Here is a 15,354-nt window from a genome sequence, read left to right on the forward strand (position 1 = left end):
ACGAAACAGCGAAGGCCGGGGCGGCAACGCCTCGGCCTTTTCTGTAGGATGCTGCCGTGAGCGAATTTGACGCCATCATCCTTGGCGCCGGCGGTGCCGGGCTGATGTGCGCGAGCGTCGCAGCCCAGCGCGGCCGCCGGGTCGCGGTGATCGACCATAATGACGAGCCGGGCCGCAAGATCCTCATCTCCGGCGGCGGCCGGTGCAACTTTACCAACCTCGGCGCGGCGCCCGACCGCTACCTCTCCGCCAATCCCCACTTCGCCCGCTCGGCGCTCAGCCGCTACACCGCCCAGGATTTCCTTGCCTTGGTCGAGGCGCACGGCATTGCCTGGCACGAGAAGACGCTCGGCCAGCTGTTCTGCGACGGCTCGGCCCGGCAGATCGTCGCCATGCTGATGGACGAGTGCGCCAAGGGCGACGTGATCTTCCGCTTCGGCGCTCCCATTCGTGACGTCGCTCATGCCGACGGCCATTTCCGGGTCACCGCCGGTGAGTGCACGCTAACCGCTCCCGCGCTGGTGATCGCCACCGGCGGCCCCTCCATTCCCAAGCTTGGCGCCACCGGTTTCGCCTACGACCTCGCCCGCCAGTTCCGCCTCAAGGTGGTCGAGCCGCGCCCCGCGCTCGTTCCCCTGACCCTCAGCGGCGATGACGCGCTGTTCCGCACCCTGTCCGGCGTCGCCGCCCCCGTGGAGGCGCGCTGTGGCGGTGCGGCCTTCCGCGAAGCCGCGCTCTTCACCCATCGCGGCATGAGCGGTCCCGCCATCCTCCAGGTATCCAGCTACTGGCGGCGCGGCCAGGCCGTCGCCATCGACTTCCTGCCGCAGGCCACAAAGGGGTGGCTCCGCGAGGCCAAGCGCGAGCGGCCACGCAGCCGCGTTTCCACCCTCCTCAACCAGCAGCTCCCCGCCCGCCTCGCCGAGACGCTGGCCGAGCGCCTCGCCCTTGACGGTGAGCTCGCCAACCTTGCGGACAAGGCGCTTGAGACGGCCGAACAGCGGCTCGCCGACTGGACTTTCATGCCCAACGGTTCCGAAGGCTATGCCAAGGCCGAGGTGGCCGCCGGCGGAATCAGCACGGCCGAGCTGTCGCAAAAGACCATGGAAGCGCGCACCGTCCCCGGCCTGTTCGCGATCGGCGAGGCAGTGGACGTCACCGGCTGGCTCGGCGGCTACAATTTCCAGTGGGCGTGGGCGAGCGGTTACGCGGCGGCGCAGGCCCTTTAACGGGTTCGTGCGTTCAGGCCGGCGAAGGAGACCAGCAATGACCGACCGCGACCCGCCCGTTGACCAGACCGCCGACCTTGAGGACGACAAGGAGTTTGGCGACGAACACCCGTTGAGCAGCCCCAGCGAACTGGCCGGCACCGCCTTCGACTCGATCAACGCCGAACTCGCCGCACATGAAGTCGAGGCGCAGGGCGATGCCGCCGGAGCAGCCGCCGGCGCGGACCTCGAAAGCGACCGGATCGAAGAGCTTAATGCCGATGACCCCGGCCGCCGCGACAGCCTGCCCCTGAACGGGCAGTAAACTCTTGTTTCGCCGCGCCGATTTCTCTGATCGGCGCGGCGAACAGAGCACCTTTCTGGTCGCCCTGGACGTTAACAACCCTGACCGCGCCGTCCCCCGAGCGCGGACGTCCAAAGGAGGAGTAATTCCATGGATCAGAACAGCAGCAGCATGAGCAGCAGCGGCGGCGGCAGCAGTGAGAGCAGCGGAACCCGCGACAGCACCTATGACGTGGTGTCGGTCCTCTACCACGCCCTTAAGGGCGCCGACCTTTGCCAGAAGTTCCTCGGCGACGCGAACAGCGATCCGCAGCTCCGCGAGTTCTTCCAACAGGCGCAGCAGATGCAGCGCCAGCTTGCCGACCAGGCCAAGCAGCGCCTGCAAAGCACCATGAGCGGGAGCGAAGGTGGCCAGGGCGGCGGCTCCAGCAGCGGAAGCGCGTTCAGCCAGTTCGGCTCGGGCGGCAGTTCCTCCTCATCGATGGGCAGCAGCAGCGGTCAGTCCGGCATGAGCAGCGATTCCATGCAGCGCATGGGCAGCAACAACGACCGCGAAGGCGGCAGCGCCTACACGTCAGGCCAATCGGTCAGCGCCCAAGGCGAGGACCAGTCGATGAGCCAGTTCGGCCAGAGCCCGACCGGCGGTGGCCAGCGTCACGACGAAATGTCGACCGGCGGTGGCGGAACCTCCAGCTTCTAAGCCGTTCAACCCACGTGATTTTGCTCCCCCGCGGCGCCCGCCGCGGGGGAGTTTTTGCATGGGCCAGCCCCATTCTGGCCATTCGTCGTCGCTTTGCCTGCGCCCACCGTCCGTTCGTCGGCTGGCCTCCGTTCGTCGAAGTGCCGCGCACATCGGTCGTGCCAGCACCGCCCATTCGCCGCTCCGCCGATGGTGGGCGTTCCCCGCCGAGCTCGACGGGAAAAGGTGCTTACGGCGCCGTACAACGCTTCTCACCCCACTCCTGCCGGGGGATCGAAACAAGGAGTGTTGCCATGTTCAAGACCAAGCTGCTGTTCGGCGCCGCCGCCGTTCTCACCGCCGGATGTGGCGTGCTGCTCGCCGCTGGCCCTGCCGCCGCCAAGGACGTGACGGTCGTCGCCCAGATGGAGAATGACGTGCCGGTCGCGCGGGTCAGCTTTGCCGACCTCGACCTCGTTCATCGCGCTGGGCAGAAGACACTGAACCGCCGCGTCGCGTCCGCCGTCCGCACGGTCTGCGCGCCGTCCTACGAGGGCACCGATACTTCGCGCTACACGCAGTGCCAGAACGCCGCCTGGGACGACGCCAAGCCGCAGATCGCAGCGGTTGTCGCTCGCGCGGAACGCCTCGCCAGCGGCAATGCCACCGCGCAGGATCGGGCGCTGGCGCTCAACACCACCATCCGTTTTGGCGCTCAATGAGCTCCATCACGCGGGAGCGACGCCAACTTGCGGCGCCGCTCCCGCTTCAATGCGCGGCTCGCTCCTCGACTTCGCGCCGGGCACGCTCCTCCTGACGGCGGCTTTCGATCGCCGTGTCGATCAGCAGGGCCAGAGCCCGCTCGTCGCGAGCCTTCATCGCGAGCTTGAGGCTGTCGCGAGCGTCCTGGTGGTGACGCCTCGCGCGATATTCAGGGGACAGAATCATCTGGAGCGAACGCCTTTCGACCCACCCTGTTGCAAAGGCCCGCTTGACGCCTTCCACGTGCCGACTAAGAGTGGCGCCGATGACCCACGCAGTTCTTCCGACCCGTCGTTGGTGGCGCTGGCATTCCCATTGCGGCGTGCCGGCCTAGACTCGTTTTTCCACCAGACGAGTTCATCCGACCCGCCGCTCCGGCGGGTTTTTTTGTGCCTGCCGAGTTCCTCATCCCCTCGCAGGAAATCCCCACACCATGATCATCGTTCTCAAGCCCGACGCCCCCGCCGACAGCGCCCAGCGACTGCTCGATCGTATTCAAGGCGCCGGCCTCAAGCCGCTGCATATGCCGGGCAGCGAACGTGTCGTGCTCGGCGCCCTCGGCGACGAACGCGTCCTTGCCGAACTGGCGCTCGACAGCGATCCGGCGGTCGAAAGCGTCAAGGAAATCCTCGCTCCCTACAAGCTCGTCAGCCGGGAGCTTCACCCGCACGATACGGTCGTCGACGTCGGCGGCGTTCCGGTCGGCGGAGATCGCCTGGCGGTGATCGCCGGCCCCTGCGCGGTAGAGGATCGCGACCAGCTTTACGACAGCGCGCTGGCCGCCAAGAAGGCAGGCGCGACCCTGCTTCGCGCCGGCGCCTACAAGCCGCGCACCAGTCCTTATGGTTTCTCGGGCCACGGACCCGCCGGCCTGTCCATCCTGCGCGAGGTCGGTGACGAGCTTGGAATGCCGGTCGTCACCGAAGTCATGGACACCGCCGACCTCGACGCGGTCGCCGCCCAGGCCGACGCGCTGCAGATCGGCGCGCGCAATATGCAGAACTTCGCGCTGCTCCGCGCGGTCGGCCAGACCCGCCGCCCGGTGGTGCTCAAGCGCGGTCTCTCCGCCACCATCCAGGAGTGGTTGCTGGCCGCCGAATATCTGCTCAGCGCCGGGAACGATCAGGTGATCCTGTGCGAACGCGGTATCCGCACCTTTGAGACCGCCACCCGCAACACGCTCGACCTCAATGCCGTGCCTTACGTCAAGGCGCGCACCCACCTGCCCGTGATCGTCGATCCCAGCCACGGCACGGGGCTGCGGGAGCTCGTTCCCGCCATGGCAATGGCCGGAATCGCTGCCGGTGCCGACGGCCTGCTGATCGAGGTTCATCGCGATCCCGCCAAGGCGCTGTCCGACGGCGCGCAGTCGCTATACCCCGACCAGTTCGCCATCCTCATGGGCCGCCTCAAGCCACTGGCCGCGGCGGTCGGGCGCAGCCTGTGATCCGACTGGTTCAGCGGCGGCTTGGCGAGCGGCTTGACCCGCTTGGCTTTTATGTCGCCGCCACCGCCGGCGGAACGCGGCCAGACACCGGCCTGTTCGAAGCCAATGATGGCCGCACGCTCGTCATGACGGCAGCGGCCGTTCGGGTCACGGCCCGCGACGGCCGGGTGACGCTGGAGGCGCTCACCGCTAATGGCGCGGCACTGGTGGCGGAGGTTGCGCGGCGGGCAGGCCAGCCCTTCGCGCCGGCCTTGGTGCTCGACTATCCGGTCCCGACCACCAACGACGCCGAGGAACGGCTCGCCGCGCCCGCCCCGCTCCATGCCCTTCGCGCACTGCTCGCCGCCGCGGGCCACCCCGCCGACCCATTCGGCGCTATGGTGCTGGGGGTCAGCAGCTTTGACCAGGCCGGCTTCGGTGAGGCCATCGCGCCTGCCGCCGCCGACCCGCTGGGCTTTCCCGACTATCTCTTCTGGGTACCGGAAGGCCTCGCGGTGATCGAGCCGACCGGGGCAGCCCGCCTGGTCTGCGCTGCCTTTGGAGCCGACGAGCGGCAATCCAACGACGCCGCTCGGCGCCTGGAGGAGATGCTGCACCTCAGCACTTCGCTGCCCTCGGGTGCGGCGACGAATGCTGGACAGGCCAATAGGCCGGTCGAAGCGGTCGCCGCCGACCTCGACGACAGCGCTTATGCCGCCATCGTCGCGCGGGCCAAGGAAGCGATCGCGGCAGGTGAGGTCTACCAGATCGTCCCGTCGCGGACCTTCTCCGCACCCTGCCCCGACCCGCTCGCCGCCTACGCCCGCCTTCGCACGATCGAGCCTTCAAGCTATCGCTTCTACCTTCGTGGCGCGGAATTCACGCTGCTCGGCGCCAGCCCCGAGACCAGCGTCCGCCTCTACCGCGACGCCGACGCTGGCGGGGCCCTCACCGTCGAGGTCAAGCCGATCGCCGGCACCCGCAGGCGCGGCGCCAGCCCCGACGAGGATGACCGGCTCGAGGCCGAGATGCGGCTCGACACCAAGGAGCTCGCCGAGCACATGATGCTGGTCGATCTCGCGCGGAACGACGTTGCCCGAGTATCACTCCCGGCCACCCGCCGGGTGGCGAAGCTGCTCACCGTCGAGCGCTATTCGCGCGTCATGCACCTCGTGTCCTCGGTTACCGGCAAGCTGCGCATCGGCCTCGACGCCTTCGACGCCCTCGCCGCCTGCCTCAATGTCGGCACGCTGACCGGCGCGCCCAAGATCCGCGCCATGCAGTTGCTGCGCGAGCTCGAGCAGACTCGCCGTGGCCCTTATGGCGGAGCGGTCGGCTGGGTGAACGGTGGCGGCGTGATGGACACTGCCGTGGTGATCCGCACAGCTTTGGTCATCGACGGCACAGCCCACGTTCGCGCCGGCGCCGGCGTCGTCCACGACAGCGATCCCATGGCCGAGGCCGCCGAAACCCGGGCCAAGGCGTCGGCCCTTCTGGGCGTCCTCAGGAGCGCCGCATGACCCCTGTTCTCCTGATCGACAATCTCGACAGCTTCACCTTCAACCTGGTGGAAAGCCTGCAGCGGCTGGGAAGCAAGGTCCGGGTTCTCCGCAACAGCATCGCGGCGGCGGATGCGGTGGCGGAAGCGGAGCGGACGGGTGCCGCCATCATGCTCTCGCCCGGGCCGGGCGCGCCCAGGGAGGCGGGCTGCTGCCTCGAGCTGATCGCCCTCGCGCTGGGCCGCGTGCCCGTGATCGGCATCTGCCTTGGCCACCAGGCCGTCGTGGAGCAGGCGGGCGGCCGGGTCGAGCGAGCGGCCGACCCGGTCCATGGCAAGGCGACCGTGCTCGACCATGACGGCGCCGGCCCGTTCGAGGGGCTACCCGATTCCTTACGGATCGGGCGTTACCATTCGCTTTGCACCCGTGACCTGCCCGCGCGCTTCACCGTGCACGGACAGGTCGACGGAATGGCCATGGCCTTCAGCGATCCCGAGGCTCGTCAGTGGGGCTTGCAGTTCCACCCGGAGTCGATCCTGACGACCCACGGCGACGCGATGCTTGCGAACCTGCTACGCCTGGCTGCTCGGCCGTAACGGGCGTTCCGAGCGAGGTCGCATGGGCGGCGTCGCTCAGCTCCAGTGCAGGCATCTCGTCGGGCTGCTGCTGGCTCATCGTTGAGCCCTGCCGCCGCTGCGAACGCCAGCTGTCGAAGTCGCGCTGGAACTCCTGCTGCCGGTCCTGCCGCCACGCGTCATAGTCGCGATCCATCTCGTCCAGATGCTTCTGCCTGAAGCTGCGGTAGGGCTCGTCGTGCTGATGCTGGGCGTAGCTGCCCTCATAACCCTCGCGGCCGAAATGACGGTCCCAATCACCGGCCGCCCGCCTCGCCCGCGGGTCCTGTCCCGGCCGGCCTTGATCGAAGTGGCCGCCCTCGGTCCATTCCCGCACGCGCTGCTCGGCCCGGCCCATCAGGTTGCCATGGGCTGCTCCATGCTCGGGCTCGTCACGGCGCTCGTCGCGGAAGAATCCGCGCTCCTGCCCATGCTCAGGCTCCCTGCCGCGCTGCTTCTCGCGATCGTCGCGGCCGCGCTCGTCGCCGAAGCGGAAATCGTCGTCGCCATGATCGCCATATTGGCCATAACCGTCGCCGCGATAGCCTGCCATCTCAACTCCTCCTTCAGCTGGCACTTGCGTGCGCATCAACGCACGAGGCCGTCTGGCGAGCCAGCAATTCACCTTGGCGTGGGCGCGGACCGGCCGCATTGAAGCCCCGTGAGCAAGACTGATCTGGTCATCCGCACCGCGTCCCTGCACGACGCCGCTGCCGTGGCCCGCATCTATGCCCATCACGTGCTTCACGGCACCGCCTCTTACGAGATCGACCCTCCGGACACCGCGACCATGGCGGCCCGCATGGACGCGGTGCTTGCCGCCGGATGGCCGTGGCTCGTGGCCGAGCGCGACACGGACGTGGTGGGCTGGGCAAGCGCCAGTCAGTTCCGGCCGCGACCAGCCTACGCCCATGCGTGTGAGGACAGCATCTACGTCGCCCCCGGTGCGATGAAGGGCGGAATTGGCACCGCCTTGCTCACGGCCCTGATCGCCGCGGCCGAGCAATGCGGCTTCCGTCAGATGGTGGCGGTCATCGGTGGAGCGGAGCCAGCGTCGATTGCCCTTCATGCGCGCTGCGGCTTCAGCGAAGTGGGCCGTTTGTCGGGGCTCGGGTGGAAGCACGGCCGCTGGCTCGACAATGTCTACATGCAGCGAGCGCTGGGGGCCGGCGCCTCGTCACCCCCTTGAACGGGCGGCGTTTTCGCGTATAGGCCCGCCCACGTTCCGGTTCGCCGGACCGCCGTCCGAGACAGCTGCTGAGGGCTTGCCCTCTTAATTCGCGGCCTAGACGGGGAAGAGAGATCATCCGGGCATCGGCCATGCCGCCTGCCCGCTCGTGCGTTGATACGCACCGATCGCCCAACCCCACGGACATTCGTACGCCTGGCTGCGGGGCTCGCCCCGCGACAGGTCTTTGCAGCCGGCCGGAGTGGCGACACCCCGGCCAATGTTTGGAGTTGGCATGGATCGCAATGAAAAAGCGGATCTGGTTGCCGAGCTGAAGCAGGTCTTCGCCGAGACCAGCGTGGTGGTTGTCACCCGCAATCTCGGTCTGTCGGTGGCGCAGTCCACCGACTTGCGCCTGCGGATGCGCGACGCCGGGGCGCAGTTCAAGGTTGCGAAGAACCGCCTTGCTCTCATCGCGCTGGACGGAACGCAGTACCAGCCCATCGGCGATTTGCTGAAGGGTCCCACTGCGATCGCCACCTCGCTCGATCCCGTCGCGGCCGCCAAGGTCGCCGTGGATTTCGCCAAGACCACCGACAAGTTCGAGGTTCTTGGTGGAGCGATGGGATCGACCGTCCTCGACGTGAATGGGATCACGGCGCTCGCCGAGCTGCCCTCGCTCGATCAGCTGCGTGCAACCCTCGTGGGCCTTATTCAGGCGCCCGCGAGCAAGATTGCCCGCACGATCAACGAGCCAGGTGCGATGCTCGCCCGGGTCTTCGGTGCCTATGCTGCGGCGGAAGCCGCCTAAGCTTACCTTTTCAACGCACGATCAAGTCGGGCCTGCTTGCCCGCACAGGAGTATAAAATGGCTGACATCAACAACATCGTCGACCAGCTGTCGGCGCTCACCGTTCTCGAAGCCGCCGAGCTCGCCAAGGCGCTCGAAGAGAAGTGGGGCGTTTCGGCCGCCGCTGCCGTCGCCGCCGCTCCGGCCGCTGCCGGCGCCGCTGCCCCGGCCGCTGAAGAGAAGACCGAGTTCGACGTGATCCTCACCGGCGACGGTGGCAAGAAGATCAACGTCATCAAGGAAGTCCGTGCGATCACCGGCCTGGGCCTGGGTGAGGCGAAGGCCCTCGTCGAGGGTGCGCCGAAGCCGGTCAAGGAAGGTGTCAACAAGGACGAGGCCGAGAAGATCAAGAAGCAGATCGAGGAAGCCGGCGGCACCGTCGAGCTCAAGTAAGCTTCTTACCAAGCTTTTGCGGGTGTCTTGAAGCGCCCGTGATCGGGAAGGGCGGCGTCGCAAGACGTCGCCCTTTTCGCGTCAGTGTACCCGCACGTGGACCACGGCGTTCGTGTCCGAGGCCAGTCGCTTCCAGCCCGGCTCCCGGTCCAGCTTCTTCGCCAGCGGCGACTCGCGCGTCAGGATGGTCCAGCGGACACCCCAGCGCGCGGCGAAGGGGCGAAACACCTTCATGTCGCCCTTCTGCATCGCCAGGTGCGCGAAGGTGAAGTCGTCGCCGTACATGTCGGCCCGACCATCGATCGCCGGCGCGATCCCCTGCATGATCAGCGGCCCGCCCATGCTGTAGTCGTTCAGGACCGGAGTGCTCCGCAGCGGCGCGGGAATTCGGGCGATCAGCGCCAGCGGATAGACGGGCGTGTCGTGCATCTGCCACGGCACCGCTAGCCGCACCGCCGCCAGCACGGCAAGCACGCCCGCCACCCAGCCCCAGCGCAGGTCCGGGCGAACGCTGGGCTGCCCCTGCAAAGGCGCCGCCACCAAGGCCGCCGTAATCGCGAACAGGGCCTGGTGCCGAACATGGCTCATGGCCAACGCGAACATCACGCCCAGCAGCAGCAGCCTGAGCGGCGGCAGCCGCCGCCAGCGCACCGCCACGAACACCCAGAACAGCGCCGCGTAGAACAGGAAGGGCGCATCGTCCCGCAGGCGGGTCGGCCGCCATTCGTTGATGATCGCAAGGACTTTCATGTCCTTGACCTGGAATGGGTAGAGGAAGCCCTGCAGGCCGTGCGGGGTCACCGCGGTCGCGGCCACGGCACACAGCCCCCACAGCGCCCAGCGCAGAGCCGCCCGGGGTTCGCGGCGATGGTCGATCAGCGCTTCGAGCGTGAAGATGCCGGCGATCCCGAGCCCAAGGATATAGCTGGCGTGCAAGTTCGCCCACACGACCATCAGGAGCAGTGCCCACCAGGGTGGGGCCTGCCGCCGCTCGCGCGCATGGAGCAGCAGGATCAGCCAGGCGGTGAACAGCAGCCAGCCCAACATGTGCGGCCTGGCGTGAACCATCGGCGCCGCGGAACAGGCGACCGCGAACAGCGCCGCGCCGGCCCAGCGCTGCGGGAGCCACCGCAGCAATTCGCGGCCGATCAGCAGCATGGTCACCGCCCCGGCAAGCGCGAACAAAAGGGCAAGGCCGGTCCACCCGCCAAGCCGGAAGGCCCCGCTCATCAGCAGTTCGGCAAGCCACTCGTGAGCCGTCCACGGCGCCCCCCGGAAAGTGAACGAGAACGGGTCCACCTTGGGGATTGTGCCGGTCCGAAGCATGAACTCGCCGGCGCCGAGGTGCCAACCGGTGTCGCCGTCGCCGAATAGCCGGCCGGGGAAGATCAACAGGATGGCGAGGCCCAGCAGCGCCACCGACCATACCGCCACCGAATGGCGCCATTCGCCCGGGGCACTGGTGCTATGCTGAGGGGTGGTGTCGAGGACTGCCGTTGCCATCGACGCACTGATAAGCGCGTCGTGGTTAAGACACCATCAAGCTCGACGATTGCCCCCTAGCGCTGCCCGCCGCTCGCCTCCGGGAACTTGGGCTCACCACCCATCTGCTTGCCCGGCACGTCCGTATGGCCAGTGCCCTTCTTCGGCGGCTGGGTGCCGTCCGGGCGATTGGGCGTCTGCACGGTGTTGGGCACGGCCTGCACCGGCCCGCGTTGCGCCCGCTGCGCCGCCGCCTGGTCGTTCAGCGCCGCCGCGTTGCCGGCCGCCTGCAGCGCCGCCTGCTCGTTGGCACCATTCTTGTCGGCTTGCTCCAGCACGGCGGCGGCAGCGGGGTCCGACTGATTGGCCGCATCGCCCAGGTCCTTACCCGCCGGGTTCTGGCTGTTGGAGCAGGCAGCGAGCGAAACGGCGAGGGCGGCGATCGGCAGCAAGCGCATGGGGCGGTCCTTCCAGACTAGTCGCCGGTCCAATCGCTCGGTCGTCGTTTTGGTTGCTTCCCCCTCTTGCAATCGGCGCTGCGATGCGTAGATGGGGTCAATCCAACAAACATAACGGCTCCGCCGCACCTTGTCGTGCGCCAGGGGCCTTTCCTGTCCCCGCCGGGACACGGGCCGCACCGCGCATCGGCCCGCACGTATGGCGGGGAACTTAACAGGAGCCGCGCCGGAACCACGAACAGGGCCCGCGGCGATGTCGCGCGTCCCGAGCGCAGGAAGAACCATGGCGACCAAGGCGATCGACGCTCCCCACAACACCTCTTCGGGCCGCAATGCCAAGCAGCGGCGCATCCGCAAGATCTTCGGCAACATCCACGAGATCAGCGAGATGCCGAACCTCATCGAGGTTCAGCGCGAATCGTATGAGCAGTTCCTGCGCTCGGATCCGGCCACGGGCTATGTCTCGGGGCTCGAGAAGACCCTGCGCTCGGTGTTCCCGATCCAGGATTTCGCCGGCACCGCGCACCTCGACTTCGACCATTATGTCCTCGAAGACCCGAAGTTCGACACGGACGAGTGCCGCCAGCGTGGCCTGACCTACGCCGCGCCGATGCGCGTCACCCTGCGCCTGACCTCGTTCGAGATCGATCCGGATACCGAGGCCAAGTCGGTCATCGATATCAAGGAGCAGGACGTCTACATGGGCGACATGCCCCTGATGACGGGCAACGGCACCTTCATCGTCAACGGCACCGAGCGCGTCATCGTCAGCCAGATGCACCGCTCGCCGGGTGTCCTGTTCGACCATGACCGTGGCAAGACGCACGCGTCGGGCAAGTATCTCTTCGCCGCCCGCGTCATCCCGTATCGCGGTTCGTGGCTGGACTTCGAGTTCGACGCCAAGGACATCGTCAACGTCCGCATCGACCGTAAGCGCAAGCTGCCGGTCACCGCCCTGCTGCACGCGCTTGGCCTGACTTCGGAAGAGATCCTCAACGAGTTCTACGGCCGCGTCGTCTACGTCCGCGGCCCGAACGGCTGGCAGATCCCCTACGCCGCCGAGCAGTGGCGTGGGCAGAAGCCGCTGTACGACGTGGTCAACGCCGACACCGGTGAGATCACCTTCAAGGCCGGAGAGAAGATCACCCCGCGCCGCGCCAATCAGGCGGCCAAGGACGGCCTCGCCAACCTGATCATCCCGACCGAGCAGATCTTCGGCCGCTTCTCGGCCTACGACCTGATCAACGAGAGCACGGGCGAGATCTACATCGAGGCCGGCGACGAGGTCAGCGCCGAGAATCTCGAACTGCTCGACAAGGCTGGCGTCGACCGGCTCGAGCTGCTCGACATCGATTACGTCAACACCGGTCCCTGGATCCGCAACACGCTCAAGGCCGACAAGGCCGAGGATGGCGACCATGCGCTGTCCGACATCTACCGCGTGATGCGCCCTGGTGAGCCGCCGACCCGCGAAACCGCGGACGCGCTGTTCTACGGCCTGTTCTTCGATCCGGAGCGCTACGACCTCTCGGCCGTCGGCCGCGTGAAGCTCAACATGCGTCTCGGCCTCGACGTCGAGGACACGGTCACCACTCTGCGCCGCGAGGACATCCTGGCCGTCGTCAAGGAGCTGGTGAACCTCAAGGACGGCAAGGGCGACATCGACGACATCGACAACCTTGCCAATCGCCGCGTGCGTTCGGTGGGCGAATTGCTCGAGAACCAGTATCGCGTCGGCCTGCTCCGCATGGAGCGCGCGGTGAAGGAGCGGATGAGCTCGGTCGACGTGTCGACCGTCATGCCCAACGACCTCATCAACGCCAAGCCGGCGGTGGCCGCGGTGCGTGAGTTCTTCGGCAGCAGCCAGCTGTCGCAGTTCATGGACCAGACCAACCCGCTGTCCGAGGTCACTCACAAGCGTCGCGTCTCGGCCCTCGGGCCGGGCGGCCTGACCCGTGAGCGCGCGGGCTTCGAAGTCCGCGACGTCCACCCGACCCACTATGGCCGAATCTGCCCGATCGAGACTCCGGAAGGCCCGAACATCGGGCTCATCAACTCGCTCGCCAGCTTCAGCCGGGTGAACAAGTACGGCTTCATCGAAACGCCGTACCGCAAGGTCATCGACCACAAGGTCACCGACGAGGTCGTCTACCTGTCGGCGATGGAAGAGGCCAAGCACACGATCGCCCAGGCGAACGCGGAAATCGCGCCCGACGGCACCTTCGTGGAGGAGATCATCTCCTCCCGCCGGGCCGGCGACTTCCTGATCGCCCCGCGCGACCAGATCACGCTGATGGACGTGTCGCCCAAGCAGCTCGTCTCGGTTGCGGCCTCGCTCATTCCCTTCCTGGAGAATGACGACGCCAATCGCGCGCTGATGGGCTCGAACATGCAGCGGCAGGCCGTTCCCCTGCTCCAGGCGGACGCTCCGCTGGTCGGCACCGGCATGGAAGAGACGGTTGCGCGCGACTCCGGCGCGGCCATTGCCGCCCGCCGTCCGGGCATCGTCGACCAGGTCGACGCCACCCGCATCGTCGTCCGCGTGACCGGTGAATTGAAGCCGGGCGAAAGCGGCGTCGACATCTACACGCTGATGAAGTTCCAGCGCTCGAACCAGAACACCTGCATCAACCAGCGTCCGCTGGTGAAGGTCGGTGACACGGTCGAGGGCGGAGAGATCATCGCCGACGGCCCCTCGACCCAGTTCGGTGAGCTCGCGCTCGGCCGCAACGTCCTCGTCGCGTTCATGCCGTGGAACGGCTACAACTACGAGGACTCGATCCTGATCTCCGAGCGGATCGTGAAGGACGACGTCTTCACCTCGATCCACATCGAGGAGTTCGAGGTCATGGCCCGCGACACCAAGCTCGGGCCGGAGGACATTACCCGCGACATCCCGAACGTCGGCGAGGAAGCGCTTCGCAACCTCGACGAAGCCGGGATCGTCTACATCGGTGCCGAGGTCGAGCCGGGCGATATCCTGTGCGGCAAGATCACGCCGAAGGGCGAAAGCCCGATGACGCCGGAGGAAAAGCTCCTTCGCGCCATCTTCGGTGAAAAGGCTTCAGACGTCCGCGACACCTCCCTGCGCCTGCCCCCGGGAGTCGCCGGCACGGTGGTCGAGGTTCGCGTCTTCAACCGTCACGGCATCGACATCGACGACCGTACCCGCGCCATCCAGGCCGAGGAAAAGGACCGCCTGAAGAAGGACGCCGACGACGAGCGCGCCATCCTCAACCGCGCCACCTTCGCCCGTCTGCGTGAAATGCTGCTCGGCCAGACCGCGACCGCGGCGCCGAAGGGTCTCAAGAAGGGCGCCACGCTCGACGAAGAGACGCTGGACAGCATCGAGCGGTTCGACTGGTGGAAGATCGCCGTCAAGGACGACAGCCGCCAAGCCGATCTGGAAGCGCTCAAGGGTCAGTATGACGAGGCGGTCAACGTCATCGTCAAGCGCTACGAGGACCGCGTTCAGAAGATCGAGGCCGGTGACGAGCTCGCCCCCGGCGTCCTCAAGATGGTCAAGGTGTTCGTGGCGGTGAAGCGTAAGCTTCAGCCGGGCGACAAGATGGCCGGCCGTCACGGCAACAAGGGCGTGATCAGCCGCATCCTGCCGAACGAGGACATGCCGTTCCTCGACGACGGGACGCCGGTCGACATCGTTCTCAATCCGTTGGGCGTGCCGTCGCGCATGAACGTCGGGCAGATCTTCGAGACCCACCTGGGCTGGGCCGCGCGCGGTCTGGGCCAGCAGGTCTCGGCGATGCTCGAGGACATGCACCACCGCGGCAAGGACCTCGCCGGCAAGGACGTCGGCAAGGTCCGCGCCAAGCTCAAGGATATGTATGGTCCGCAGTATGACGAGGCGATCGACGCACGCGACGATGACGCTGTCATGGAGCTGGCGCAGATCCTGACCGGCGGCCTGCCGATGGGCACTCCGGTGTTCGACGGCGCCCGCGAGGCGGACGTGGCCAACATGCTGGTGAAGGCGGGTCTCGACCCGTCGGGCCAGGTCACCCTGTTCGACGGCCGCACTGGCGAGCCGTTCGACCGCAAGGTGACGGTGGGCTACATCTACATGCTCAAGCTGCACCACCTTGTGGACGACAAGATCCACGCCCGTTCAATCGGGCCGTACAGCCTCGTCACCCAGCAGCCGCTGGGCGGTAAGGCGCAGTTCGGCGGACAGCGCTTCGGTGAGATGGAGGTCTGGGCCCTGCAGGCGTACGGCGCGGCCTACACCCTGCAGGAAATGCTCACGGTGAAGTCGGACGACGTGATCGGCCGCACCAAGGTCTACGAGGCGATCGTCAAGGGCGACGACACGTTCGAGGCCGGCATTCCGGAAAGCTTCAACGTGCTGGTCAAGGAAATGCGGTCGCTCGGCCTCAACGTCGAATTGACCAGCATCGACGAGGCCGACGAGCCGCCGGCGCTGGCAGCGGAGTGAGGGGCAGCGACCCTCACTACCCGCCCAAATTATTCGAACTCGAAGCCCCGCTCGGGGCT

General features: G+C 67.2%; 15 protein-coding genes. 11 read left to right on the forward strand and 4 right to left on the reverse strand.

Annotated elements, in window-relative coordinates:
* Window positions 1–56 precede the first annotated feature (56 nt).
* The 4 genes from M8312_RS07575 to M8312_RS07590 all read left to right on the forward strand — a co-directional run bounded on the left by M8312_RS07575 (window position 57) and on the right by M8312_RS07590 (window position 2,912).
* Window positions 57–1,229 carry a BaiN/RdsA family NAD(P)/FAD-dependent oxidoreductase gene (locus M8312_RS07575; protein WP_284070161.1) on the forward strand — a complete coding sequence of 391 codons (1,173 nt, stop codon included), beginning with the start codon at window positions 57–59 and terminating at the stop codon, window positions 1,227–1,229.
* 37 nt (window positions 1,230–1,266) lie between these two features.
* Window positions 1,267–1,533, forward strand: coding sequence for a hypothetical protein (locus M8312_RS07580; protein ID WP_250117119.1), 267 nt, complete (start codon window positions 1,267–1,269; stop codon window positions 1,531–1,533).
* A 129-nt stretch (window positions 1,534–1,662) separates the two neighbouring features.
* Window positions 1,663–2,211: a hypothetical protein gene (locus M8312_RS07585; protein WP_250117120.1), complete on the forward strand. Its 549-nt coding sequence runs from the start codon at window positions 1,663–1,665 to the stop codon at window positions 2,209–2,211.
* Window positions 2,212–2,504: 293 nt separating this feature from the next.
* Window positions 2,505–2,912: a UrcA family protein gene (locus tag M8312_RS07590; RefSeq protein WP_250117121.1), complete on the forward strand. Its 408-nt coding sequence runs from the start codon at window positions 2,505–2,507 to the stop codon at window positions 2,910–2,912.
* A 46-nt stretch (window positions 2,913–2,958) separates the two neighbouring features.
* On the opposite strand, the gene M8312_RS07595 is transcribed toward M8312_RS07590, so the two are convergent.
* Complete coding sequence (locus M8312_RS07595; protein ID WP_250117122.1) at window positions 2,959–3,138, reverse strand: hypothetical protein; 180 nt, start codon at window positions 3,136–3,138, stop codon at window positions 2,959–2,961.
* A gap of 247 nt (window positions 3,139–3,385) precedes the next feature.
* Between M8312_RS07595 and aroF the strand changes: the two genes are divergently transcribed.
* Genes aroF through M8312_RS07610 form a run of 3 tightly spaced genes read left to right on the forward strand, consistent with a single transcriptional unit; the run spans window position 3,386 to window position 6,473 of the window.
* Window positions 3,386–4,399 (forward strand): 3-deoxy-7-phosphoheptulonate synthase, encoded by a 1,014-nt coding sequence (aroF, locus tag M8312_RS07600; protein ID WP_250117123.1) that lies wholly within the window; start codon window positions 3,386–3,388, stop codon window positions 4,397–4,399.
* Complete coding sequence (locus M8312_RS07605; protein WP_250117124.1) at window positions 4,396–5,898, forward strand: anthranilate synthase component 1; 1,503 nt, start codon at window positions 4,396–4,398, stop codon at window positions 5,896–5,898. The genes aroF and M8312_RS07605 overlap by 4 nt, the downstream gene beginning before the upstream one ends.
* A complete protein-coding gene (locus tag M8312_RS07610) occupies window positions 5,895–6,473 on the forward strand; it encodes an anthranilate synthase component II (protein WP_250117125.1) in 579 nt (192 codons plus the stop codon). Before M8312_RS07605 ends, M8312_RS07610 begins: the two co-directional genes overlap by 4 nt.
* Here the strand turns inward: M8312_RS07610 and M8312_RS07615 are convergent.
* Window positions 6,361–7,044, reverse strand: coding sequence for a hypothetical protein (locus M8312_RS07615; protein ID WP_250117126.1), 684 nt, complete (start codon window positions 7,042–7,044; stop codon window positions 6,361–6,363). The two genes, M8312_RS07610 and M8312_RS07615, sit on opposite strands and share 113 nt — an antisense overlap.
* A gap of 108 nt (window positions 7,045–7,152) precedes the next feature.
* Between M8312_RS07615 and M8312_RS07620 the strand changes: the two genes are divergently transcribed.
* The 3 genes from M8312_RS07620 (at window position 7,153) to rplL (ending at window position 8,902) form a co-directional block, all read left to right on the forward strand.
* Window positions 7,153–7,680, forward strand: coding sequence for a GNAT family N-acetyltransferase (locus M8312_RS07620; RefSeq protein WP_250117127.1), 528 nt, complete (start codon window positions 7,153–7,155; stop codon window positions 7,678–7,680).
* Window positions 7,681–7,954: 274 nt separating this feature from the next.
* Window positions 7,955–8,470 (forward strand): 50S ribosomal protein L10, encoded by a 516-nt coding sequence (gene rplJ / locus M8312_RS07625; protein ID WP_250117128.1) that lies wholly within the window; start codon window positions 7,955–7,957, stop codon window positions 8,468–8,470.
* A gap of 57 nt (window positions 8,471–8,527) precedes the next feature.
* On the forward strand, window positions 8,528–8,902 hold the full coding sequence (gene rplL, locus M8312_RS07630; protein WP_250117129.1) for a 50S ribosomal protein L7/L12: 375 nt from the start codon (window positions 8,528–8,530) through the stop codon (window positions 8,900–8,902).
* An 81-nt stretch (window positions 8,903–8,983) separates the two neighbouring features.
* On the opposite strand, the gene M8312_RS07635 is transcribed toward rplL, so the two are convergent.
* Complete coding sequence (locus tag M8312_RS07635) at window positions 8,984–10,405, reverse strand: hypothetical protein (protein WP_250117130.1); 1,422 nt, start codon at window positions 10,403–10,405, stop codon at window positions 8,984–8,986.
* Window positions 10,406–10,461: 56 nt separating this feature from the next.
* A complete protein-coding gene (locus M8312_RS07640; RefSeq protein ID WP_250117131.1) occupies window positions 10,462–10,842 on the reverse strand; it encodes a hypothetical protein in 381 nt (126 codons plus the stop codon).
* 283 nt (window positions 10,843–11,125) lie between these two features.
* On the opposite strand from M8312_RS07640, the gene rpoB reads away from it, so the two are divergent.
* Window positions 11,126–15,295 carry a DNA-directed RNA polymerase subunit beta gene (gene rpoB / locus M8312_RS07645; protein WP_250117132.1) on the forward strand — a complete coding sequence of 1,390 codons (4,170 nt, stop codon included), beginning with the start codon at window positions 11,126–11,128 and terminating at the stop codon, window positions 15,293–15,295.
* The last annotated feature ends 59 nt before the right edge of the window (window positions 15,296–15,354 follow it).

Origin of the sequence: Sphingomonas sp. KRR8, from assembly GCF_023559245.1 — a bacterium.
Lineage (GTDB): Bacteria > Pseudomonadota > Alphaproteobacteria > Sphingomonadales > Sphingomonadaceae > Sphingomicrobium.